This window comes from Rothia sp. (in: high G+C Gram-positive bacteria) (genome assembly GCF_030540545.1).
Classification (GTDB): Bacteria; Actinomycetota; Actinomycetes; order Actinomycetales; family Micrococcaceae; genus Rothia.
Map to the genome: position 1 here is coordinate 242,094 of NZ_JAUNVZ010000002.1, position 23,985 is coordinate 266,078.

Consider the following 23,985-nt stretch of genomic DNA (forward strand, 5'->3'; position numbering starts at 1 on the left):
CTCATGCCCGCTGCCTTTTCAACCCGCAATCTCAGCGGGAACCCCCAGCATGCTGATGGGGCACCGAATACCCCTGCACGTTTGAGCCTGCCGGGTGAATACCGCGCGCCCGAGGAAGAAGAGATTCTTTCGCGCCTTATTGAAGGCACGCCCACGGTCCACGCCACCACCAGCGGTTTCTTTCCCGGGGACTCTCAGAGAGAGGCCCAATATCGCATGCTGGGTGAGCTGGGCGCCCCGAATATTCCGGCATTGGCTCTGCTGCCTGCGCGCGGCTGGCGCTATAGCCTGCTCAGCCGTACCGTGGCTCAATTGGAAGGCATGGATTATGATATTGGCGAATCCGGTTGGCGCCTCAGTTTTGGCGGCTCCTCGGTGCGTTCTAAAGATGCTCATCTAGCGCGCCTGAGCTGGGACTCCGATATTAATATGCTTGCCGATGCCGCCGGTCGTCTCTCTGAGCGTGCCGGTGTTCCCTGGCAAGGGTCGCTGAACCTGGCGCTGCTGGGTCCGGTGAGCCTGGGGGCTCGGATGCATCTGCCGCGCGGCGAGGCAGTGCTCTCCGATCGCGGCGCCTGGCGGGATACCGTGGACTCTATGCTCTACTGCCTGCCGAGTGTTTTTGCTCGGCTGCGAGAGGCATTGGATGCTGCGCACGTGCCCCTCAACCTGGAGCTGATTGAACCCGATCTGCTGGCGGCTCATTTGGGTTCTATACGTAGTTCTAGCGGCTACAGCCGGGTGCGTTCTGTACCCATGCCTGAGCTGGAAGAACTCTACGCGCGCTACGCCTTGATCGCGGCGGAACACGGGGTGTCTCTGAGCCTGAATGTGGACGGCAATGCTGTGATCGGTCCTTCTGATAGCGCCTTGGCTAAGCCCGGTCTGGATGCCATGGCACTGTACCGAGCCATGAGTGGCGCTGTGGCTACTGCCGAAGCTGCGCCTACCGTCGATTCTTTACCCAATGCTGAATCTGAGGACAGGGGAGTAGAAGCACCCGAGATGATTTTCTCCCCGGATCGCGCCTCCACCAGCAGAATGAGCGCCGCACCCCTGAGCGACGCGCGCCGCTGGGAATCCGCCGTGGCTCTGCTAGAAGCCGGGGCACGCCTGCGTCTGCCAGTGGTCGATCATATCCGAGATAAGCACAAACCCGCCTCCATTCCTCAGCGCGCCCGAGCCCTCTACTCCATGCTCAATGCCGTGGGAGCTGACCCCGCGTTACTCTCCCGCATCAGTGTGAGCGAGGAAAACTCCGCTACTATGACCGAGCTGAGCATTCAGGACGCCACCGCGACCCTGGCACGCTCGGTGGAGTTCGCACGGGTGCTCACCGAGATAGCGGCAGAGGCATAAACAATACCCGGCATGAGCATTTGCGCGCCGAAAGTGTCGAATTAGCTCAAGACACGCTAGGATTATGAGAGGAACGCTTGCCCGCGCGAGCCTGAAGAAAGGGATACCCTATGTCCTCCACCCACGAAAGCCCTACGATCCTGCTCGTGGAAGATAACGACGAGCTCTCGGAAATGTTGAGCATCCTGCTCGCGCAGGAAGGTTATAACACCGTGACCTGCGAAAATGGCGGTCGTGCATTTGACGAGTTCATGAGGCATACCCCGGATCTGGTACTGCTGGACATTATGCTGCCCGATAAAGACGGCATTGAAGTCTGCCAGGAAATCCGCGCGGCATCCGATGTTCCGATTATTATGCTCACCGCCAAGACCGAAACCAAAGATGTTGTGCGCGGTCTCGAGGTGGGCGCCGATGACTATATGGCAAAACCCTTCAAATTCGAGGAGCTCTTTGCACGTATCCGCACCCGCCTGCGCCCGCGCGAAAGCCGTCAGCTGGTAGTGCGCGTTGGAGATGCCGTGGTGGATATGGACGGTCGCACCGTGCACTACGGCGACACCGAAATTATGATGACCCCCACCGAATTTGATCTGCTGGTGGCACTATTGCGCCGTCCCGGTCAGGCCATTAGCCGCTCCGAGCTGCTGCACAGCGTGTGGGGTTATGATGAGCCCAACGACCCGCTGGTCAGTGTTCATATGCAGCGCCTACGCGCCAAGTTTGACGAGGTGGGTGCCCCCGCCGTGATCCAGACCGTGCGCGGTATTGGCTATAAGATTCCCAGTGAGGCAATTGGTGCCGCGGGCGGAGCGGAACGCTAGGCGTGAGCTCCCAGCCGCTGCTTTCCTCTGAGCCTGGGCCGCAGAGCGCATCCTCCCCGGTGGATTCTCCGCTGGTGGAGGCACAAACCGTGCCCGTACCCGCTGCCGAGACCCCCAGCGAGGAGAAGAAACGCTCCCGTTTCTTCCGCTGGGGTTCTCTGCTGCGCCGCGCCTGGTCCCAATCCCTGCAGTTTCGCGCCCTGACCTCTTCGGGCGCGCTGATGATTCTCGCCTTTATGTTGGTGGGTACGTCGATTTCTAATCAGATTGCTACGGGTCTTTTTGAGAATCAGCGTGACCAGGCTCTGAGTGAAGCCAGCGGTGGTTTTAGCAATGTTCAAAGCGTGATTGATTCGCGCACCTCCCGCAGCGATAATGAGCTGACTCGAGATGTGGGTCGCGCTCTGACTGTGCTCAAACCCGATACGAATAGCAAGAGCCGCAACTGGGCGCTGACCCAGCTGGACGGCCAGGGTGCGCGCGGCTTTATTCCCGAACAGCAGAGTAACCGCACTCTGGATGGCTCCATTATTCCCGAGAGCCTGAAAAAGCAGGTGCTGGTAGATGATGGCGTGTACTACCAGACCGTTCAGGTGGAAGTGCGCAATGATAATGGCCGCTATGAAACCAAGCCGATGATGATTGTCGGTAAGCGCCTGAGCATTCCGCAGAACCCCTACTACGGTGCTTTCGTCATCTACGATATGAGCGAAACCTCCACGACCATTACCCGCATTAACTACGTGCTGGTGACCGGTTTTTCCGTGCTGCTGGTAGTCGTGTTGACCATTGTGTGGTTGGTAACCCGTATGGTGGTGCGCCCGATTACGGTCACTGCGATTACTGCTGAGCGTCTTTCCGAGGGCGATCTGAGCCAGCGTGTGCGCGTGCGCGGTAAGCACCAGGCGGCGCGTTTGGGTATTTCCTTCAATAAGATGGCAGATAGCCTGCAGGAGCAGATTGAACAGCTGGAACAGCTCTCGACTCTGCAGCAGCGCTTCGTCTCCGATGTGTCCCATGAGCTGCGTACCCCGTTGACCACCATTCAGCTTAGCTCCGAGATGCTTTACTGTCGCCGCGATTCCCTGCCGGCGGCTCAGGTGCGCGGTGTGGAGCTGCTCTATAAGCAGGTGGATCGTTTTGATTCCATGCTTAAAGATCTGCTGGAAATCTCGCGTTTTGACGCCGGTAGTGCAACCCTGAACCCTCAGACCGAGGATGTGTTGCAGATTCTGCAGGATGTTATGCAGCAGGCTCTGCCTCATCTGGAGCGCACTAATACCAAGGTGCGTATTCACGCCAGCGCCCCGCGCATTATGGCTGATGTGGATCGTGTGCGTATGGAACGCGTGCTGCGTAATCTGCTCTTTAACGCCATTGAGCACAGCGAATCTCGACCCATTGACGTGTACATGGCAACCAGCCGTAATACCCTAGGTATTGCGGTGCGCGATCACGGTGTGGGTCTGACCGAGGAACAGGCAGCTCAGGTCTTTAACCGTTTCTGGCGTGCCGATACTTCGCGTAAGCGCACCCTGGGCGGTACCGGTTTGGGTCTGTCCATTACCGCCGAGGATGTGCGCCTGCACAACGGTACGGTTACCGCCTGGGGTCAGCCCGACCGCGGTGCCTGCTTTACCGTGAATGTGCCCCTGCACCAGAATCAGCCCATGGGTGCTTCCCCGGTGCTGATTACCGGCGATGTGGAGCCGGGTATGCCGGTAGACGGTACCGGTATTGCCGGTGCTGCCAAGGCGGCTACCGGTGCGCGCGCAACCCGCCAGGTGCCTCGTGCCTCCCAGGAGAGCTCCACCGCAGCGCAGGAATCTGCGCAGTCGGCGGCTCAGAGCTCTAGTTCCTATGGAATTACCGATTCTACGGGCGGAAAGTAGGGGAGAGTATGAATAAGCATTGCTCTCGCCGTGAGTTTCTGGCGCTCTCTGCCCTGATTGCCGGTGGCCTGTCTCTGAGCGCTTGCGCGGGTATTCCGCTCTCTAAGGGGGTGGAACGCTATCAGCGTTCTGCTCCTTCTAATGGAGATGCTAGCGTCTCGCGCGCCGTGGGTCCTCAGGCGGACGCTAAGCCCGCTGATATTATTGAGGGTTTTATTCGTGCCGGTGCTGATCCGATCGGTAATTTTGAGATTGCCCGCGAGTTTTTGACCGCCGAGTGTGCCGCCCGCTGGCGCCCGGAAGAAATTACGCGCCTATACGATAAAACCGCGAGTGTTGTGGGTCAGGAAAATAGCGATATTTATCGTATGAGCGTGATTCAAAACGCAACCCTGGATGCGCGCGGCATTATCCAATCCGTGCCTTCACCCGTACCCGAGCATTATGAAATGACCCTGGTGCAGGTGGAGGGACAGTGGCGTATTAGCGCCTGCCCTAACGGCCTGTGGGTGGACGCCCAGGAATTCAACGCCCTGGTCAGCCCCTACCGCCTGTACTTCTACGACCCCGCCTATAAAGCCGTGGTGCCCGATATCCGCTGGTTTGTGCGCCGCGAAGATGTGCCCAGCATTGTTCAGACGCTATTTACGACCCTGTGCGCGGGCCCTGCAAAGTATCTGCAGGGCGCTGTCATTAATACTGCCCAGGCGGAAATGAACCTGAGCAGCATTGACTACAATCCAGAAAATAGTGCGGAAATTACACTGTGGATTCAAGGTACGGAACTCAATACCCTCACCCAGGCGCGCCTGCGCCAGCAGGTGCAATTTGTTATGCGCAATTTCAGCCATCTGCGCGATGTGCAGGTGCGCTATAACGAACGTAGCGTGCAGGTGCCGGGTGAATTTGTGCCCGCTCAGATGAACCTGACCGCTAATAATAGGGTGATTGCTCTCAACGACGGCATGCTGGTACTGCGCGATAGCCCCGAGGACGAGAGCAGCGAATACGATATTAAAGCCCGCGTGTCCGGCGCGCTCATGCCCGCCTTTAGCAAGGATGACGCGCCGGTGCTCACCGTGGCGACCCTGGCTCAGCAGCGCACCCAGCTGTATACGATTGTCGATGATCGCCCCCAGCTGGTGCGCGAGGGGCAAAACCTTGCCGCGCCCTGCGTGGATAGTTACGGCTGGGTGTGGAGCGCAGCCGGTACCGATGCCCTGCGTGCCTACAAGCCCTCCTCAAACAATGAGGAGGAGCGTACCAAGGGCGTTGAGATTGCAATCTCTTGGCGCCGTTCCCTGAGCTTTAGCAGTATTTCCGTTGCGTGCGATAGCGCTCGTATTGCCATGGTGGGTGCTCGCGATGGTGTGCAGGCGGCGCTGATTTCCGGCATTGTGCGCGATGCTGCCGGCAAGCCCTTGCGCCTGACCGATTCGGTGCGTGTGAGTAGCTCTATTACTCCCTCGACCGTGCACTGGGCGGGAGAGCAGACCCTGGTGGTGTCCAATGCCGAGAGCGGCGAAATTGTGGTGACCACTCTCAGCGGTGATGAGACCAAGCTGGATCGTCTGCCGCAGGTGGTGCACTGCTCAGCCGCCGATGAGCAGCGTATCTACGCCCAGACCTCCGATGGTACCTCCTACCGTCTAACGGAGCGTTCTTGGGAGCAGCTGGATGCTACCCTGCGCTATATTAGCTACGCTTCCTAGGATTCTTGAGTATGCGTGCCGCCGCTGAACTTTTTTCGCCCGCGCAGTGCATTATGTGCGCCCGCGCCCTGGTATCAAGCGCCAGCGAGGGTGGACTGTGCCCGGTGTGCGTGGATTATGCGCGGGTGCAGCTCACGGCTTTTCCGCAGTATTGGGTGCACGGCAGCCAATTGTTTCCGCTCAATGTCCCGGTTGATTCTGCTGCCTGGTATGCCGGTATTGTGCCCGCCCTGTTGCTAGGGTTTAAGAATGGCGGGCGTACCGATGCGCTGCCTCTGCTTTCTAGTGCCTGCGCCGATGCTCTGCTGATTTCTATGGGGCGGGCACTTTCCGCCACCGACAGCTTAGCTGGTATTCACCCGGGGCAGAAGCTTGCGGTGCTTTATCCGCCCTCGCGTGCCTCGAGCCTGCGCGCTCGCGGATATAATCCCGCCCAGCTGCTAATTGAGGATGCATGCCGTCGTTTGAACTCCGGTGAGCATCCGGGTAGTGCCCTGTTGCGGGAATTTCAGATCGAGCTGCAGCCGGCACCGGCTCTTTCTCTTTGTTCGGAGAATTTTAGTGCTCGGCTACTGGGCGCTCTGGGGATCTCTTCGCTCTCAGGGCAGGGCTCTCGTGACGGGGCGGCGGGGGAGCAGAAGTCCCTGAATATGGCGCAACGCTATAGGAATGCGCCTCGTTTTGCTGTGGCTCAAGGCTGGGCTTCGCGCCTTTATCAGCGTCCCTGCTTGGTTTTTGATGATGTGTTCACCTCGGGCGCGACCATGAGGGCAGCTTTAGAATGCGTGCACGCTGCCGGTGCTATTGCTGTGGGCGCGGTGACTTTGGCGCGCGTGCCGGATAAGCAGCAGGTGTTGGATGCGCGCTATGTTCGTGTCCCTGAGTAAAGGGTATGTGTAGAGAGCGGTGCGTATATCAGCACATCTTTATGCATAAATGCTCACAAAATATCAGTGTATCCCGCGCGCAGTGTGGGAATCAAGGGGTTTGGCTCAGGAAGAAAGCCTTTGTCATAATCTGTAATATTCAGTGACATAGACCATATTCACGCTAGAATGGTGACAAGGAGACGCACAAGGAAGGCGCTCCTGGTACCCCCGTCAACCGGCAGGGGTGCAAACCCACCACCACTGGAGGGAAATCGTGGAAGTCAACATCTACGGCCGCAACATCAAGATCTCTGAACGCCTGCAGGAGCATGTGGAAGAGAAGGTCCAGAAGTTTGAACAGCTCGGTGACCGTGTGGAAACCATTGACGTGAAGTTCACCAAGGAAGGTCATCTGGGCGGCGAGTCCATTCGCGTTGAAATTACCGTAGGCGGTCGCGGCCCGGTACTGCGCGCCGAAGGTCAGGGGCACGATAAGTTCTCTGTCTTCGATGAAACCTACGTTAAACTGCTCGAGCGCCTGCGCCGCGCACGCGACCGTCGTAAGCTGCAAAAGCACGGCGGCAAGCACCCCGTCTCTGTAGCCGATGCAACCGGCTCCATTCCCGTGGTGGGCGATAACGGTATCGCCCTGACCGAGATTCTGCTCTCGGATGTTCCCGCTGAAGAAGCCGCCTTTGACACCGAGGTCTCCCTGGAAGACGAGGCAGCATCCCCGATCGAGATTCGCCGTAAGAGCTTCGCCGGTGAGCGCCTGACCCCCGCCGAGGCAGTGGACCGCATGGAGCTGGTCGGTCACGACTTCTACCTGTATATTGATGCAGAAACCGGCGCCCCCGCCGCGGCATACCGCCGTAAGGGCTGGAGCTACGGCAGTATCACCCTGGATGGGCAGTCCTAAACGCTCAGCCCGCTCTAGTCTCTAGAGTCTGAATACGTGTACTGCAAAGCATCGGTACATTCCTTTGAAACCCCCGCTGTATATATCTATCGGATAGACACAGCGGGGGTTATTGTGCCGTAGCGCTGTATCTAGGAATAGCGCAACGACCACGCCGCAGATAGCGCTCTATAGCGTGAGAGAGCCGAAAAGTAAAATATTCTCGCGCTCTTGGCGTAGAACTTAGGTAGAAACAGGCTCCCTAACATACAATGGGTTAGGAAAGCCTCAAAACGGCGCGCGCCCTTCCTCGCCCGCCGTGAAGGAACGTACAGAAAAGGAGCACAGGGTAACGTGGCATCTCTGCTTGAGAAAATCCTCCGTACCGGTGATAAGAAGGTTCTAAACCAGCTGAAGAAGTACACCGAGCTGGTGAACTCTCTGGAAGACACCTTCGCCGAGATGAGCGATGAAGAGCTGCGCTCGCAAACCGACGAATTCCGCAAGCGCGTGGAAGATGGCGAGTCCCTGGATGTTCTGCTGCCCGAAGCCTTCGCTGTGGTGCGCGAAGCCTCCAAGCGAACCCTGGGCAAGCGCCACTACGATGTGCAGATTATGGGCGGTGCTGCCCTGCACCTGGGCAATATCGCTGAAATGAAGACCGGTGAAGGTAAGACCCTGGTTGCAACCCTGCCCGCATACTTGAACGCCCTGACCGGCAAGGGCGTGCACATTGTGACCGTGAACGACTACCTGGCGGAATACCAGGCGAACCTGATGGGTCGCGTATTCCGTTTCCTGGGTATGGAGTGCGGCGTGATCCTGTCCAATATGGATCCGAGCGAGCGTCGCAAGCAGTACGAAGCTGATATTACCTACGGCACCAATAATGAGTTCGGCTTCGACTACCTGCGCGATAATATGGCCTGGACCGTCGAGGAGCAGGTGCAGCGCGGTCACAACTTCGCCATTATTGACGAGGTTGACTCCATTCTGATTGATGAGGCACGTACCCCTCTGATTATTTCCGGTCCCGCAGCGGGCGAGGCAAACCGCTGGTACGCCGAATTTGCGCGCATTGCTCGCGAGCAGCTCAAGCTGGGCGAAGACTACGAAGCGGACGAGAAGAAGCGCACCGTGGGCATCCTTGAACCCGGTATTGATAAGGTCGAGGATCACCTGGGTGTTAAGAACCTCTACGAATCTAAGAACACCCCGCTGATTGGCTTCCTGAACAACGCCATTAAGGCTAAGGAGCTGTTCCACAATAATAAGGATTATGTGGTTCTCAACGGTGAGGTGCTCATTGTTGACGAGCACACCGGTCGTATTCTGCCCGGCCGCCGCTACAATGACGGTATCCACCAGGCTATCGAGGCGAAGGAAGGCGTCGAGATTAAGCCTGAGAACCAGACCATGGCGACTGTAACCCTGCAGAATTACTTCCGCATGTACGATAAGCTCTCGGGCATGACCGGTACCGCTGAAACCGAAGCGGCAGAGTTCATGAACACCTACGAGCTGGGTGTTGTTGCCATCCCGACCAATAAGGGCGTGCACCGTAAGGATCAGCCCGATAAGGTGTACCGCGACGAGATTGCCAAGTTCAAGGCGGTTGTCGAGGATATTAAAGAACGCCACGAAAAGGGCCAGCCGGTGCTGGTGGGTACTGCCAGCGTGCAGAACTCCGAGTACCTCTCCAAGCAGCTAACCGCTGCCGGTATTCGCCACGAGGTGCTCAACGCGAAGAACAATGCGCGTGAGGCACATATTGTGGCGCAGGCGGGCCACAAGGGTGCTGTCACCGTGGCAACCAATATGGCCGGTCGCGGTACCGATATTATGCTCGGCGGCAACCCCGAATTCGAAGCCGTTGAGAAGATGACTCAGCTGGGTCTGGATCCGAACACCAACCCGGAAGAGTACGAGAAGCGCTGGCCGGATGTCCTTGCCGATTGCGAAGAAGCCGCTAAGGCTGAGCATGAGGAAGTCAAGGAACTGGGTGGCCTGTACGTGCTGGGTACCGAACGTCACGAATCGCGCCGTATTGATAACCAGCTGCGCGGTCGTTCCGGCCGTCAGGGCGACCCGGGCGAGTCCCGATTCTACCTCTCCCTGGCTGATGATTTGATGCGCCTGTTCAATACCGGCATGGCAACCCGCCTGATGGCTGTTGCCCCGGAGGACGCCCCCATTGAATCCAAGCTGGTCTCCCGCGCTATTGCTAACGCCCAGGCGAATGTTGAGGGTCGTAATGCTGAGCAGCGGAAGAACGTGCTCAAGTATGACGATGTGCTCAACCGTCAGCGTGAAGCGATCTACAAGGACCGCACCGCGATCCTGCAGGGCGATGACCTCAAGGACCAGATCCAGAGCTTTATTGACGAGACCCTAACCAGCACCATTGATGCTCGCGTTGCCGAAGGCCACGCGGAGGACTGGGACTTTGACGAGCTCTGGGATGCGCTCAAGACCGTCTACCCGATCAACTTGAGTGTGGATGACCTGGCGGAAGAAGCCGGCTCCAAGGCGAAGATTGATCGTGAGCTGCTGGTTAAGGAAATCCTGGCGGATGCGCACATTGTCTACGATGAGCGCGAGGAGTCCGTGGGTGAAGAGGCTATGCGCGAGATTGAGCGTCGCGTGATGCTCTCGGTTATCGGTCAGCGCTGGCCCGAGCACCTCTACGAGATGGATTACCTGAAGGAAGGTATCGGTCTGCGCGCCATGGCACAGCGTGACCCGCTGGTGGAATACCAGCGCGAGGGCTACACCATGTACCAGGATATGATTGGCGCGATCCGTGAGGAAACCGTGACCTACCTGTTCAACCTGGACCTGTCCAAGCAGCGTACTCAGGCGTCCAGCGTGCAGCTGGCGGCGCCTTCTCGCCCGAAGTTCCTGCAGTACTCCGCACCCAATGAGGACGGCGAGGTAGAGGTTACCAGCCGCGAATCCTAAGCTTTTCTAAAGCACGGCACAGGGAGGTACCCCGTAACGGGGTACCTCCCTGTGCGGTATATTGTGCTGTCTTCACTGAGGGTTTAGGCGTATTCAAAAGCGCTAATGACCATACGGTGATTCTGGCGGGTCATCTGCATAGCCACCATGATCGCGCGGGTACCCACGGTGACCCAGAGCAGCACCTCAAAGCGGGCTCCGGCGGCGCGGCAGACGTGAATGCGGTGCACTCGTACCGCCCCGCGCGAATCAATGCTGTGCTCAGAACGGCTACGGTAACGGCGCATCTGCTCACCGCACTCGGGAGTGCACCAGGAAGCAAGATGAGTAAAAGCACGCGAGCCCTGCAAATACTCAAAGAATGCCACGCTCAGACCCGAGCAGAGGGTTTGTATCCGCTGAATCTGCTGGGATTGAGTATCCGGTGCGGAGCTTGAAAAGCGCGGGGTTATGGGTGCCGGCTGCGCTGACTGGGACGCTGACTGAGCTTTTGCCTGCGCCGCTTTGGCATGGCGGGCACGTACCGAAGCGAGCTTTTTGGCACCTGAGGCACCGGGGCGTAGATGCTCACGGGGTGCACGCAATCCTAAGGGTGAGGGGATCAGAGCGGGCTTAGCGTTCGGTGCCACCGGTGAGGGTGCGCTCTGCGGGCTCTGTACATCGGTGCTATCTGCAGCCTGCTGCGCGTATTGCTCTGCGCGCTGACGGCGATAACGGTGCAGGGGAGTAAGGGTCAGTCCCGCCTCTGTGCGTGCCTGCCGACCGGTGTGGGCACTGGGCATGCGCTTGCGGGCGTAGTAGGGGTTCTGCGGCTGCGGTGCCGGGTTATTGGGCATAAAGGATGTCATCATAACTCCTTAAGATTTTTATCATCGGTGATATAGCGTGGGAGGGGATTCGCTCGACCCGTTGTAGGCTCTAATATGCCGGAAGAATCAAGCGGGTTCCCGGATAAATCAGGTGCGGATTGGAACTCAACGGAGGCTGATTCTGACGGTGAATCTGCAGGGTGTACTCCATAATCTGAGCGTTTGTTGCTCCCGGCCCCAGGGTTGTGCGGGCAATATCCCAGAGATTATCCCCGCACACTACGGTGTATTCCTGAGGCGTATGCTGGCTGTGACTCTCTGGCAAGCCGTGCGGGTCCGGCGTCGCCGGGAAGAAAGGCGATGCGGAGCTAGAATGCATTATCAGTGTCGAGGAATGTTCGTGTATCTGCCATGCCTGCTGAAGGATGACCTCCTGAACTCCTGTTTCCTGAGCCCCTGTGCCTTGAGCTTGGGCAGCAGGAATAGCGCTGAAGGTACTGACCGCGCTCAAGCTGAGGCCGCTCATACTCAGAGCCAGCTGGCGCATCCAGCGCGGTAGGAAAATCGAGCCCTGCTCGAGCTGCTCTAGAGCCGAGGCGAGCTGATGGGAACGGTAGAGTTCGCGCAGGCGGTGCGTATAGCGTTGGAACCTTAGGCAGCTGAAAGCCCACCACAGGATACTTAAGGCGCAGAAGAGCATAGCGCCCAGTAGTAGAGCCTGTTCTACGGGCTGACCGTAGAGGCTGCTGCGCCTATAGAGCTGCAGAAGCTGGTAGAGCATAATACCCAGTGCTGCCGGAAAGATCAGGCTGAGCGTCAATGCTCCGAGAGTGCTTTTGGTATTCATCGGTGACTCCTCAAAGCGTTCAACTATGTCGTTTGAGATAATTTGATACTCATATACTGTCGCATGTATCACTGTCTTGTAAAGCCAACACGCCAAAATCAGCAAATATTACGAAAATAAAGTATCAAATGGCACCAAAACACACATTTATGAGGTATCTGTCCGTAACATTCGGAGAACTTGAGCTTTAGTTATACCCTCAAACTATGAACCTGGAACACTATCTCCGCGATCTTGAACTGCGTTTTGACGCCGAGCAGCGCCTGGCCCTGGAAGCCGAAACGCGCGAAGCGGCACGCGCTGAATACTCCCGCATTAGCCTCCAAGAACGTCTGGCGCCACTGCTGGGGGAACGGGTTCTTCTCTGCGCCGCCGATGGGCAACACTATCACGGGCAGCTTGCCGCCCTGGGTAATGGCTGGCTGCAGGTGCTGGGGGAGAGCTATAGTGCGGTCGTGCCCGCACACTCCATACTCTGGTGGGAAAGCAGTGAGGATGTGGGGCGTAGCGATGTGCGAGTCGGGCGTTATCGTATGGGCTTTTCCGTCATGCTGCGCGCCTATAGTGCAAGCCGTCAGGTGGTGACCCTGAGTTTATATGGCACCCCTGGGGCTCAGGTGGCGGAAATGAGCGGCTATATTGCGCGCGTGGGTGCCGATTTTCTGGAGCTGCTGCCGGTGCAACCCGCCGGAGCCGAACTCTATGGGTCATCCCGCGCTTCACGCAGGAGCGTGCGCATTATTCCCCTGGGTGGCATTGCGGCTATTGTGAGCTCAAGTGCTCTCTAGGGGGTGGGGCTCTCATAATGCGCTGAAATAGCCGATCAGGGGCTACGAAAATACAGGTAGAGCCGGGAAAGAGTAATACTCTTTCCCGGCTCTACCTGTAGTAGGCGTGCGAGTTATGCCTCTGCCTTGGCCTTGGAACGCTTAGAGCTCTTCTGTGCAGAAATAGCCTGGCGGGTCTGGGAGTGGCGATCTTCGATGTACTCCTCAAAGCGGGTGCGCTCAATGCGCCACTGGTTACGACCGCCAATCTGAATTGCGGGCAGTTCGCCGCTGCGCACCAAAGCACGAACCTGGCTCAGTGACACCTGCAGCTCTTCTGCGACGTCATTCAAAGTCAAGAAACGAGGTGCATTCATACTTAAACTCCTGACTATGGGTGCTCCGGAAGGGAACAAACTCGTTGATTCTTGCTGAGAGGGTAATGTCCCTCTGTACTATCAGTATACACCTTATGTGAAGCTCCACGCTGGAAGATGAAGGGTTTTAGATAAAATATTCCAAAACTTCAGATTAGCAGAGTGAAACACGGTCATTCGTCATCAAGTGGGAATTAAATGGCATCAAATGCATGATTTGACCACAGAAACGCTCTCTGGGAGTGAACGACCTTGACCATCATACACCCCTGGTGACTCAGACCGCACATTCTGACCAATAGAATCTACAGAATTATCTCATTTGGTGTTTGTAACATTTGCTTCATATATCGTATTCTCCACAGACGCGTGCTAGCCTATGAACGGAATTGAGAGCACCGATATATCAATTCCGACACACCAACCACCGCTCGCACACCGGCGAGCTCTTCCGAAAGGTCACCGCGTGACACAACCAACCACCGTGTACCGCGCGCCCGAGATTAAACCGTCCACCGCAGGACGGAATGCATCCCGCTTGCGCGACCCCCGCATGCTGCTGGGCCTCCTACTCTGCGCCGCCTCCTTTATCGGCGTGCAAAGCTACGCTCAAGGCAGCAACAGCACCCAGAACTACTACGTCGCTACACGCGAAATACATATTGGCGAAAAACTGGATGAGAGCGCCTTCCAAACCCGCCCCATGAACCTGGGCGATAGCGCAGGCTCCTACTATGCTGCCGACCAGAAGCCCACCGGTTACGCAAACCGCCATATGGCAGCCGGCAACCTGATCTCCAAAGACTCCGTGAGCGCAGAGTACTCCCAAAATCGACGCGCCGTAAGCGTTGCCATGGATAAAAACACCATTGCCCACCTGCACGCGGGCGATAGCGTGGACATTTGGGTAATTGGCGAAAACGCCTCCAAAACCGGCGCCGACGGGCAAACACAGGGAGCAGCGCCCATTGCCCATAACGCCGAAATAGTCTCCATTAATAGCGAAGAAAACGTACTGGGCTCCACCGGCAAAGCCAGCGTGCAGGTGCTGGTCAGTCAAGAAGAATTGACCAATGTGGTTGCCGCAACCAACGGCAAGGATATTGTGCGCATGGTTCCGGCACAGCCTGCAGGGGCCGCCCCGAGCGCGAAAGGGAACTAAGAGTGAGTAATACAGCGGTTATTCTTTATCGAGACGACGGCACCCTGCTCAACGCCATTGAGCGCAAGCACGGCGCTCTGAGCGTGGCGCGACACGCCGAAGAACTCTCCGAGGCGCTGGGTGCTGCACACACCGGCATTGCCCGCGCCCTGATTCTCTGCGTTGAAGACCGAGCTATTACGGCGAGCGTCTGCTCCTCGCTAGCTGCCTCCGGGGTAAAAACCATTGCTGCCAGCGGAGGGTACGCAGCAATTCCTGGACTATGGCGTATTACTCCAAGCACCGATATAGCGCGCATGCTGGAAGAGATTGAAACTATTATTGCCCGCCCGGAGGTACTGGCTCCAGCACCTGAACGCCTAAGTGTTTCCGCCGCTGCTTATGCTCCCGCGGCAGGAGGCTATGGCTTTGATCTTGCCGATTCTGCGCAAGGCTCTGTCCGGGGTTCTGCTCAGGTTAGGGCTCAAACTCAGGCTGCTGCACGCCGGACAATGAACGCTTCGAGCGCTCCTATATCTGCTGCGCCTGCGCATTCTCAGCCAGTGCAGAATATTTCCGTACAGAATACTTCTGCACAGAGTGTTCCTACTCAGAGCCAGCCCAACCCCCTAGCACAGGGCGCTCCGGCGACTCGCGCCACGGTACCGTCACCATCGGCAGCGCCGGCGCCCTCAGCTGCTTCGAACGCGCCTCTAGTGATGACCGCGCCCATTAAACTACCCGCAGGTACACCCGCTCCAAACCTAAACCCGAAGATCACGGTTCAGAGCGCCACCGGCGTTCCCAATCTACCCCCACCCGCGCGTACAGTTCAGACTCCAGTGAACACAGTTCAGGCTCCTGCGAACACAATTCAGGCTCCCGCGCAGACGGCAGTACCTCGGGCACTAGCACCCGCCGCCGCTATCCAAGCTCAAGCGGTACCCCGCGCTGCCGGTCCTCAGCCTGTAAATAGTACCGCTCAGAGCCCCACCCCGGAGAAATCCAAGCGCTCAAAGCGCACCTCCAAAACGCCCAAAACGAGCCGCAAACCCAAGACCCACAATATGGGTCTGGATATTCTGCGCCCCGCCGCCCCCAGCCCCGAGGACTACCGCGAACAGAACCCAGGCAAGGGCTCGGTCATTACCATCTGGGGCACCGAGGGAGCGCCCGGTAGGTCCACCGTCGCGATTAATCTCGCCGCGCACGCCGCCAAATGCGGGCACCGCGTGTGCGTCATTGACGCCGACACCTACGCGCCCTCCCTGAGCGCCCTGCTCTATATGGAGCACGAACACGCCGGGCTCTCTCAGCTCTGCCGTGCCGCCGAACGCGGCCTGCTGGATGAACACGCTCTCGCCCGCGCCGCCCAGCGGATCCCTGTAAACACCTTCCACTTTGACCTGATTAGCGGGGTGGTGCAGGCTGAACGCTGGCATGAAGTGCGAGAGAGCGCCTTCCGCGCGGTGCTGGAATATCTGCGCCTGTACTACGAGGTGATTATTGTGGATATCGCCCCGAGTATTGAACACGAGGACGACGGCTTTGATATGCCCGCCCCGCGCAGAAATGGCGCCTCCATTGTGGCTCTGGAAGAAGCGGCGCAGATACTGCTGCTGGGAGTTGCCAATCCCATTGGTGTACCTCGCGCGGTGCGTGCCTGGCAGAGACTGCACTCTTCCGGGCATAATATTTCACCCACCGTGGAGTGCTCGGTGTGGCTGACGAAAATGCACGCCGATATTTCGCGTTTCTCCGCCAAGGATGAGATTCGCCGCGCCTGGGCAGCCTTTAGCGGGGAGGACGCCCCCGAACCGCAATTTATTGGCTACGACCACCGCGCGCTCTCCAAAGCTATTGAGCGTGGTCAGCTGGTCATGCAGGCAGCCCCGCGCAGCCGCTTTGCCCGCGATATGGAGGCAATGTATAAATCCCTCTCCCTGGTGCATTACTCCTAGACAGCCCTCTTCGCGGTATCGGTGTGCCCCCTCGCGCTCGCTAAGATGTCCAGCGCGAGGGGGCACCGTCATAAAAGGAGAAAAAGCCCTCCAACGGGTAGAATGGTTGTAAGTGACTCTAACCCAGAGGGAGTAGCGTGTCTTTTACCGACATTATTCTGCAGACCGGCGATTTCGGCCCCGGAGACGCCGAATGGATTCACCTGATTGTGAGCGAATGGCAGATTATTGCCGACGTCGCCCACAGCGATTTGGTACTGTGGTTCCCCGATCACTATGTGGTGGCTGATGGCGTGAACGCCCCTATCTCCGGTCCGGCTCCCGATAGCGCCTTTACCGCCATTGCGCATGTGCGCCCCTCCAATGTGCACACCCTCTTCCGTCACGACCCGGTGGGTAGCTCTATGGACGAAACCATGCGCGAGGCAGCCAGCCTGCTCTGGGCGGACCAGCATATTCACACTTTTAGCGTGGAAGATACCTTTGAAGGTCTCAATGTGCAGATTAAGCTGGTGCCCATTGTGCGCAATAGCCGCACCGTGGCGCTGCTGAGCGTGCACACCCTGCCTTTTGCCAGCCGCAAGCCCGCACGCAGCGAGAATATCTACTATGAGGTGGGCAAGAGCCTGCTGGATATGGTGCACACCGGCCTGTGGCCCGACTCCCTGGCGCAGGATAGCAATACTCACGGCAACCCGCGCGTCACCGACGGCACCATTATTCTCAATGCTGAGGGTACCGTTATGTTCGCATCCCCCAATGCGACCTCTATGTACGGTCGTATGGGTCGCGAAGGTTATTTGGAAGATTTGAATCTGGCGGATGCCACCCGCGCCATGCTGCCTGCCGGAGAAGAAGCCGATGAGATCCTTCAGCTGGTGCTGGGCGGTCGCGAAGACACTCGCGCCGAGCTGCATATCGGTAAGACCCGAGTGGTTGTGCGCTCTATTCCTCTGCGCCGTCTAACCCCCACCGGTATTGAGCGTCACGGCGCTCTGCTGCTGCTGCGCGATGTGACCGAGCTGCGTCGCCGCGAGCTGGAGCTTATGACTAAGGACGCGACCATTCGCGAAATTCACCACCGCGTGAAGAATAATCTGCAGACCGTTTCCGCTCTGCTGCGCCTGCAATCGCGCCGTATGACCACTGATGAGGCGCGTCAGGGCCTGGAACAGGCAATGCGCCGCGTGGCTACCATTGCCACCGTGCACGAGGCTCTCTCCCAGGGCCTGACTCAGAATGTGGAGTTTGACGAGCTGATTGAGCGTCAATTCCATCTGGCCGCTGAGCTTGCCTCGCCCGGTCAGCGTATTGATACGAAGATTCTGGGTTCCTTTGGCTCTCTGCCCAGCCAATTCGCTACGCCCCTGGCTCTGGTCATTAATGAGATTGCCGCCAATGCGGTGGAACACGGCCTGGAGGGCGGTGCCGGTACCGTGACCCTGGAGGGTGTGCGCGAGCGCAATGAGCACGGGCAGGATACTCTCACCGTAATTATTACCGATAACGGTAAGGGCATGGGAGATAAGGTAATCGAAGAATCCGGCGTGAGCGCTTTCCGCCCCGGTAATGAGCGTGAGGGCTTAGGTATGCAGATTGTGCGTACCCTGGTGGCGAGCGAGCTGAACGGGTCGATCCGTTGGGAGCCCAATGAACCCACCGGTACTCGCGTGATTATTAGCGCTCAGCTCTCCTAGCAGAGCAATATCAGGCTATAGATAGTGCCGGGCTTCTTCATAAGGAAGCCCGGCACTATGTGTATCCCTGGTCTGTACGGGCGCTGCTTATGAGTGGTGCGGATAAAATGCCCGCTAGATCGTAGCGCCGTAGAGAAACTCAGCGCGGGATTCCTCTCAAGGAATCCCGCGCTGAGTTATACGCTAAGGATGCTGTGCAGCTTAGGATGCACGGCGGGCGCGAGCTGCGCGACGCTTCAGAGCGCGGCGCTCGTCTTCGCTGGTGCCACCCCACACGCCGGAGTCCTGGCCGGTGTCGATGGCCCACTTCAGGCAAATGTCGATGACCTCGCAGGAGCGGCATACGGTCTTTGCTTCTTCAATCTGCAGCAGAGCAGGTCCGGTGTTTCCAACGGGGAAGAACAGTTCAGGGTCCTTATCCAAGCAAGCAGCACGGCTACGCCAATCCACAGCTGGACCTCCTTTAGTATCGGTTGGGTGCATCTCGGTACGGGCGAGATACACGCTGAAAAATTGTGTGATGCGAATAAAGTAACCCCCGTTTTTCTCGGGGGCATGTGCGACTTATCTACTTTCGCATGATTGCAGGCTCATTACAAGGGCTTTAGGTGAATTCAACCCTAAAATATGCATGGTTTCCATCACTTAGGAATCCCTGTAGTTCAAGGAAAGCCTAACTTTATCAACAGTGTGTCTCTATAAATATTCCCGCATATTCCGCGAGATTCCGGGCTTTTTCTCCGAGCGTATATCGCCTCCGTTCTGAGCCTGTGGATAGAGACTGGCGGGTACGAGAGGCACGCCATAGTTTCTATCAGCAGTACAATATGCGCACCCAGCGTGTACACAGCCTGTACACAGTGCGCAGAGTACAATAAAACCGGGCGCTCTTCATAGGCTCCCTAACTATCGCACGAGCTAAAGGTAGAGCATGACCATCACCCCCGAAGAAGACCTCCCCGCTATCCCGCTCAGCGTGAGCATTTCCGCTGCCTCCACCGCGCTCATCGGCCTGGCGCTGATTCTGCACGGTGTCCTGGCGCCCTTTTTTACGGTAGCCTCCGGAAACCAGAACTTGGTAGCAAACGGCATTATTAATGTGGTCATTGGCTCCCTGGTAGTGCTGACCGGCTACCGTTTCTATAAGGGCAAGAGTCGCGCCCGCCTCTACTCCATTTTTATTGCGCTGATTGCCGGGGTGAACTTCGGCGCTCAGCTCTACAGCCTGTACTTTGCCAATATCCTCTTTCAGCTGCCGCTGCTCACCCATGTGCAGGTGTGGATCGGTATGATTGCCGCGGTGGTGAGCCTGGGCGGTATTTTCTGGCCCACCACCGGTGACTATATTGACGCTATGACCGAGATTGAGGAGAGCGAGAAAGCACGTCGTAGGGAATCTGGCATGCGATAGAGCTCGAACCATCAACCACCACTGCACGGCCCGGCGGCTGCACACCGGCGCTCATGCGATCCTCCGGCAGAGGAGCCATAGCGCAAATATCGGTATCCGCCGGGCTTTTTGGTGCCATAAAAATAGCGCGCGAGCAGCCCGAAAGTGCCATGAGCAGGGGAGAAGACATCCAACGCTGCCAGGGCGCGTAGCCCACAATAGTAGCGCGGAAATCTTTGAGGCAGTTCTGCAATAGACGCTGAACATCGGCGGGCATATACTGCAAATCATCGATCAGAAGCAGAGTATTCTGCGGCTCGTGCGCACTATCTAGCAGCTGCTGTAGGCTCTCGGTGGTGCACTCGGCTCCGGTAATATGTACCGCCGCATAGCCGGGGTTCAAGCGCGTGAGCATGCGCAGCAGATGGCTCACACCGCTACCGGGTGCGCCGGAACAGGGCACACAGCCACCGGCAGGAATTGTCAGAGATACCGGCGAACCCATACGGTCTAGACCCAGTAATAGGTTCGATTCAGCCTGAGCCGGCTTGACGGTAGATGACTGGGCCAGGGCTCGACGCAGGACGAGCTCTTCAGAGAGCGCCAGAGGCTCGGCGCTAAATTGGCCCAGGCTATCCAGAGCCGCACGGTCGCGGGAAGAGAGAGGGCGGTGTGCTGATTCTGCCCCGGCGGCTATTGAGGAAAGACGCTCGCTAAACTCCTGAACCGGCAGATGAACCGGAGCCATGAGAGCCGCCTCCAGGGGAACATCTCCCACCAGAGATGAGAGAATAGCGCCCTCCACCGTCATATGGGTAGGGGCGGGCAGAGGATAGGCCTTCGCATTTTTACGCAGCATATCAGACTCCACCGCGCGGCGGGTCAGCAGGATAGAGTGCGTCAAAGCCGCCGCCTTGGACCGCAGAGCCTGAGAACTGGTCACTACGCAGCGATAGCCGCTACGCTGCACAGCATCCAGTACCGTATAAAGGCGCGACTCCACCGCCTGCTCACGCAGCATAGCCTCCAACCAGCTATCCAAACCGTCCAGAATCAGCAGCGGCGGTATATCCGACTCAAAGCCAGCTTCCAGAGCGGAGAGCACAAAGGAAAAATGGCGGATTTCAGCCGGTCCCACCAGCACCCAGGGCGCAGAATCAATCGCTGAGAGTTGACGATAATATCCGGCATCGGCGGTCATAATAATCACCGGAGCTCCCGCACGGATTCCCTGAGCAATCAGAGAATTGAGGAAGGCAGCACGCTCAGCGGTAGAAGCCACCACGGAGAGCACACCGGGTGCAGTGGACCCCTGTTCGGTGCCAGACTCAGCGCCAGATGAGCTATTCCACGCACCCCAGATATAGGAAGAGCGAATGCCATAACGCGCAATCTCAAGAGAGCCCAGATGGTAGCCTGTGGCAGGATACTCGCAGGGCACATACTCCTGCAGTTCCTCAGGAATCGGGCAATATTCTCGCCCCCGAATCCCCAGCTTGGGCACATGAACCAGCGGATGGGAGGCAAAAGATAGCAGAGGCTCAATAGCGCGCAGAACCTGCGCATCCTCACCCTCAAAACCGCCGCTTTCAGAAGCCTGAACCTCAGGGGTCGTATCAGCCAGTAGTTTCTCACCCGTAGGCGTCACCAGACTTAGCCGCAATACGGGCTCGGTATGAGACGCCGGAAGAGCATCCACCAGGGGAGCGCGGAAGGGCAGATTGCGGCCATCTGGCAGGGACACAAAACCAGCACCCGGGCAGGACGCCGGAATAGCAGCCGCCTGATAATGACCCAGCAGATTATAGGAATCCTGCTCGCTAGCAACACGCAAACAAATATTGGCGGCAATATTCGCACGAATATCCTGACTAATAGCACCCTGCGGGCGCTGAGTCGCCAAAATCAGGTGAATACCCAGGGAACGACCAATGGTCGCAATGCGCATTAGCTCCGTCATCGCCTCGGGCATACTCTCAATAAGCATGCGGAACTCATCGACCACAATCACAATCTCCGGGTACTTAGGCACGCTCTGATCGCGCTCGCACAGGCGCAAATAATCCTTATAGGAGTTGACCGTCAACGCTTGCAAATCGCGCTCGCGGCGGCTAATATCGGCTCTCAAAAAATCCAGGGCGCGCTGAACCGCCGAAAGGTCAAAATTACTGAGCATACTCAGAGTGTGCGGCAGCTGAGCTAAAGGCCCCAGACCCGCAGAACCCTTAAAATCCACCAGAATGAACCCCAAGCGCTCCGGCCCGTAGCGCAGAGCAGCCGAGAGAATCAGGGAGCGCAGCAGTTGGGATTTACCGGCGCCGGTGGTACCGCCCACCAGCCAATGCGGACCGTCACTGCTCAACCCCATATTCAGAGCCCCAGAGGTAGAAGCACCCAGATAAAAGAGCAGATCGGTGGTGTAGCGTTGCGCCGCCCAGCGTTCGGGGGCATTCTGCACGCTAAAGCCCATGGACGCCTCTCCCATCTGGGACATACGTTGAGCGGCAGAATGCACGCTGGAGGCATCCTGAGCGCGGGACTCGGCGCGCTTGCGCTCAGCGCGGGCGCAATATTCCAGCGCCTGCAGCAGGGACTCCACGCTCAGACCATCGGCGCGCAGGCATTCACCCCGAGCATTGAGTGGATGATTGCCGATAACATTCTCACGCAGAGCCACCTGCGGAATATGACGGGTGCTATAGCTAATCGAGCTGCCATTGGCGCCGGAAGAGATAATCCTATAGTGAGCAATGGGCAGCTCCCCGAGAGCCTGCTCCGCGTAGGTTTTGCGATCGCTGCACAGCACCAATGCACCCTCCATAGAGTGGCGAGCCAGCAGAGCGCGCAGCAGGGGAGTGTCGGCAGTTAGCACAATATCCTCCAGCGGCTGAGCGCTACGTAATAAACCACTAGTTTTTTCTCTCTGACGGGAGAGGGAATCACATAGCTCTTGGCAGGCGGGCGTACCGCGATACATCTGCACTCGGGGGTGCACACTGAGCACCAGAAAAAGCTCGCTTAATGAAACGGGAGTATCCTCGGGGCAGAGAATGTGCACCCGCTGATCTGCCGCCACCAGCTGAAGAAGATAAGCGCGCAACTGAGCAGGATCCAGACTGACCCAATGGGCCTGGTCGGCACGGGGACGCGGAATATAGTGAGGTGCATTATCATGCGGGGCGAGTATTTTCTGAGGCAGACGCATACCGCTCAGAAAGGCGGCTCGCTGACCGGTACCGAGCACCATTACCTCGGAGGAGGCAGCAGAACCTAAAGCAATAGAGCCCGCTGAACTCAGAGCCCGGGCACGCTGCAGATCCTGCTCTCGAAGAGTACGAATATATTCTTTGGCGCCGGATCCGCCGGAGCTGAGCTGATGCACCGCCATCATGGCGCTGGACGCCACCGCCATGATCATAAAGAACCACATACCGGTCATGAAGGCAATGGCACCACCCATAATCAGCGGCATAAAAATCATGAGCAGAATCTGCACCAGCGGCCGTTGGGCGGGCATAGAGACAGCCAACGGCTCGCAGGGGGAGATGGATACGGGGCTCTCGGCACGTAGGGAATGCGCCTTCGGGGTGCCGGCAGCACTGGAGGGCTGCGGCGGGGAGAGAATAAACTCGCTACCTCCCACACTAAAAGGCACACCCCAGGGCAGGGGAATGCTCTCAGAGGCTTGAGGCACATCGCCAAGAGAGAACGGGCTAGGGGAGGCCCTGAGCAGAGAAGCGGGCGCAGGATTGCCGCGAGCTTTATAGCTAATGCCCGCACTCTGCACGCTGAGACAGAAAGCCTCGGGCGCCAGCAGGGGATCGTCAATGCTGAACTCGGCGTGCCTGCCCACGCTATTATCCCCGCGGTGCAGAGCAAAGGAACGCCCCGCATCTGGGCCTCGAATAATGCTCAGTACGCTAATGCTCTGTGGCTGCTCGGGCGCAGGGGATAGAGCGGAAATAATGGGCAGGTGTTCACCCGAACAGCTCAGGGGCTTATCAGATCCGCTCACACGCTGAAAACTGGCGCGCAGAGCCGGGGCCATAAGCGCCTGCACGGGTGTGCCTCCCTCAAGACGGCAGAGGGCAGGGTATTCGCTCTCGGGATGAGGACAGAGAATATCAATAGTCATGGCATATATCTATCGCTTCTCAACAGTCCGCCTCAATGACCTCAACGCGTATCTGTGGATAACCGGGCTCAAAACTATCAAACCCAAAGTTATCCACAGTTCTAGCGGCCTATCACAGACCTGCGCTCTGTCATATTTCGGTAAATTAGCACTTTTATGACAGAACAATGACCTCTTTTGATCAGCTCAGCTCGCATATACCCCTATAGAAATTACCGTGCTCCGGGGCACCCACCGAGCCCGCCGCACAGCCTAGAAACCGGGACACAACACGGGCACACGGGCATATAAAATCGAAGGCTCGCAGGAGTTCACCCGGCGCTCGCATCCGAAGATAAAAGAGCTG

Annotated in this window: 17 protein-coding genes; 12 read left to right on the forward strand and 5 right to left on the reverse strand. The window is 57.8% G+C overall.

All coding sequences use genetic code 11. From position 1 onward, the window contains the following. Positions 1-3 precede the first annotated feature (3 nt). The 7 genes from Q4P78_RS02760 to secA all read left to right on the forward strand — a co-directional run bounded on the left by Q4P78_RS02760 (position 4) and on the right by secA (position 10,515). Positions 4-1,359, forward strand: a complete 1,356-nt coding sequence (locus tag Q4P78_RS02760) for a hypothetical protein (RefSeq protein ID WP_303338785.1) — start codon at positions 4-6, stop codon at positions 1,357-1,359. A gap of 110 nt (positions 1,360-1,469) precedes the next feature. Continuing rightward, positions 1,470-2,183 (forward strand): response regulator transcription factor, encoded by a 714-nt coding sequence (locus Q4P78_RS02765; protein ID WP_303338786.1) that lies wholly within the window; start codon positions 1,470-1,472, stop codon positions 2,181-2,183. Positions 2,184-2,185: 2 nt separating this feature from the next. Then, positions 2,186-4,075 carry an MtrAB system histidine kinase MtrB gene (gene mtrB, locus Q4P78_RS02770; protein ID WP_303338787.1) on the forward strand — a complete coding sequence of 630 codons (1,890 nt, stop codon included), beginning with the start codon at positions 2,186-2,188 and terminating at the stop codon, positions 4,073-4,075. Positions 4,076-4,083: 8 nt separating this feature from the next. Further along, positions 4,084-5,787, forward strand: coding sequence for an LpqB family beta-propeller domain-containing protein (locus Q4P78_RS02775; RefSeq protein WP_303338788.1), 1,704 nt, complete (start codon positions 4,084-4,086; stop codon positions 5,785-5,787). An 11-nt stretch (positions 5,788-5,798) separates the two neighbouring features. Further along, positions 5,799-6,674 (forward strand): ComF family protein, encoded by an 876-nt coding sequence (locus Q4P78_RS02780; protein ID WP_303338789.1) that lies wholly within the window; start codon positions 5,799-5,801, stop codon positions 6,672-6,674. Between the two features lie 256 nt (positions 6,675-6,930). Then, positions 6,931-7,575, forward strand: a complete 645-nt coding sequence (raiA, locus tag Q4P78_RS02785; RefSeq protein ID WP_303338790.1) for a ribosome-associated translation inhibitor RaiA — start codon at positions 6,931-6,933, stop codon at positions 7,573-7,575. Positions 7,576-7,908: 333 nt separating this feature from the next. Next, positions 7,909-10,515, forward strand: coding sequence for a preprotein translocase subunit SecA (gene secA / locus Q4P78_RS02790; RefSeq protein WP_303338791.1), 2,607 nt, complete (start codon positions 7,909-7,911; stop codon positions 10,513-10,515). A gap of 83 nt (positions 10,516-10,598) precedes the next feature. Here secA and Q4P78_RS02795 read toward each other — a convergent pair whose 3' ends face one another. Both Q4P78_RS02795 and Q4P78_RS02800 read right to left on the reverse strand, forming a co-directional pair. Further along, the gene (locus Q4P78_RS02795; RefSeq protein ID WP_303338792.1) at positions 10,599-11,366 is read right to left on the reverse strand and encodes an Rv3235 family protein; all 768 of its coding nucleotides are present in this window, start codon (positions 11,364-11,366) and stop codon (positions 10,599-10,601) included. A gap of 67 nt (positions 11,367-11,433) precedes the next feature. Further along, positions 11,434-12,171, reverse strand: coding sequence for a LysM peptidoglycan-binding domain-containing protein (locus Q4P78_RS02800; RefSeq protein ID WP_303338793.1), 738 nt, complete (start codon positions 12,169-12,171; stop codon positions 11,434-11,436). A 206-nt stretch (positions 12,172-12,377) separates the two neighbouring features. On the opposite strand from Q4P78_RS02800, the gene Q4P78_RS02805 reads away from it, so the two are divergent. Beyond that, complete coding sequence (locus Q4P78_RS02805; protein ID WP_303338794.1) at positions 12,378-12,959, forward strand: hypothetical protein; 582 nt, start codon at positions 12,378-12,380, stop codon at positions 12,957-12,959. Positions 12,960-13,072: 113 nt separating this feature from the next. Here Q4P78_RS02805 and Q4P78_RS02810 read toward each other — a convergent pair whose 3' ends face one another. Further along, positions 13,073-13,315, reverse strand: a complete 243-nt coding sequence (locus tag Q4P78_RS02810) for a helix-turn-helix domain-containing protein (protein ID WP_303338795.1) — start codon at positions 13,313-13,315, stop codon at positions 13,073-13,075. Positions 13,316-13,781: 466 nt separating this feature from the next. On the opposite strand from Q4P78_RS02810, the gene Q4P78_RS02815 reads away from it, so the two are divergent. The 3 genes from Q4P78_RS02815 (at position 13,782) to Q4P78_RS02825 (ending at position 18,114) form a co-directional block, all read left to right on the forward strand. Beyond that, a complete protein-coding gene (locus Q4P78_RS02815; protein WP_303338796.1) occupies positions 13,782-14,477 on the forward strand; it encodes an SAF domain-containing protein in 696 nt (231 codons plus the stop codon). Positions 14,478-14,479: 2 nt separating this feature from the next. Continuing rightward, entirely contained in the window at positions 14,480-16,417 is a 1,938-nt protein-coding gene (locus tag Q4P78_RS02820) for an AAA family ATPase (protein WP_303338797.1), read from the forward strand. A gap of 137 nt (positions 16,418-16,554) precedes the next feature. Then, complete coding sequence (locus tag Q4P78_RS02825; protein WP_303338798.1) at positions 16,555-18,114, forward strand: sensor histidine kinase; 1,560 nt, start codon at positions 16,555-16,557, stop codon at positions 18,112-18,114. A gap of 201 nt (positions 18,115-18,315) precedes the next feature. Here Q4P78_RS02825 and Q4P78_RS02830 read toward each other — a convergent pair whose 3' ends face one another. Then, positions 18,316-18,564, reverse strand: coding sequence for a WhiB family transcriptional regulator (locus tag Q4P78_RS02830; RefSeq protein ID WP_303338800.1), 249 nt, complete (start codon positions 18,562-18,564; stop codon positions 18,316-18,318). A 481-nt stretch (positions 18,565-19,045) separates the two neighbouring features. Here Q4P78_RS02830 and Q4P78_RS02835 point away from each other — a divergent pair, with 481 nt between their 5' ends. Further along, positions 19,046-19,525 carry a hypothetical protein gene (locus Q4P78_RS02835; protein ID WP_303338802.1) on the forward strand — a complete coding sequence of 160 codons (480 nt, stop codon included), beginning with the start codon at positions 19,046-19,048 and terminating at the stop codon, positions 19,523-19,525. Here the strand turns inward: Q4P78_RS02835 and Q4P78_RS02840 are convergent. Continuing rightward, positions 19,467-23,639 carry an FtsK/SpoIIIE domain-containing protein gene (locus Q4P78_RS02840; protein WP_303338803.1) on the reverse strand — a complete coding sequence of 1,391 codons (4,173 nt, stop codon included), beginning with the start codon at positions 23,637-23,639 and terminating at the stop codon, positions 19,467-19,469. The two genes, Q4P78_RS02835 and Q4P78_RS02840, sit on opposite strands and share 59 nt — an antisense overlap. Between the last annotated feature and the right edge of the window lie 346 nt (positions 23,640-23,985).

Bases quoted from the DNA above. Each gene is read 5' to 3' on its own strand.
- Q4P78_RS02800 (WP_303338793.1), bottom strand. From the start codon at position 12,171: ATGAATACCAAAAGCACTCTCGGAGCATTGACGCTCAGCCTGATCTTT.
- Q4P78_RS02835 (WP_303338802.1), top strand. From the start codon at position 19,046: ATGACCATCACCCCCGAAGAAGACCTCCCCGCTATCCCGCTCAGCGTG.
- Q4P78_RS02805 (WP_303338794.1), top strand. From the start codon at position 12,378: ATGAACCTGGAACACTATCTCCGCGATCTTGAACTGCGTTTTGACGCC.
- Q4P78_RS02765 (WP_303338786.1), top strand. From the start codon at position 1,470: ATGTCCTCCACCCACGAAAGCCCTACGATCCTGCTCGTGGAAGATAAC.
- Q4P78_RS02780 (WP_303338789.1), top strand. From the start codon at position 5,799: ATGCGTGCCGCCGCTGAACTTTTTTCGCCCGCGCAGTGCATTATGTGC.
- Q4P78_RS02810 (WP_303338795.1), bottom strand. From the start codon at position 13,315: ATGAATGCACCTCGTTTCTTGACTTTGAATGACGTCGCAGAAGAGCTG.
- Q4P78_RS02840 (WP_303338803.1), bottom strand. From the start codon at position 23,639: ATGACTATTGATATTCTCTGTCCTCATCCCGAGAGCGAATACCCTGCC.
- Q4P78_RS02760 (WP_303338785.1), top strand. From the start codon at position 4: ATGCCCGCTGCCTTTTCAACCCGCAATCTCAGCGGGAACCCCCAGCAT.
- Q4P78_RS02795 (WP_303338792.1), bottom strand. From the start codon at position 11,366: ATGATGACATCCTTTATGCCCAATAACCCGGCACCGCAGCCGCAGAAC.
- Q4P78_RS02775 (WP_303338788.1), top strand. From the start codon at position 4,084: ATGAATAAGCATTGCTCTCGCCGTGAGTTTCTGGCGCTCTCTGCCCTG.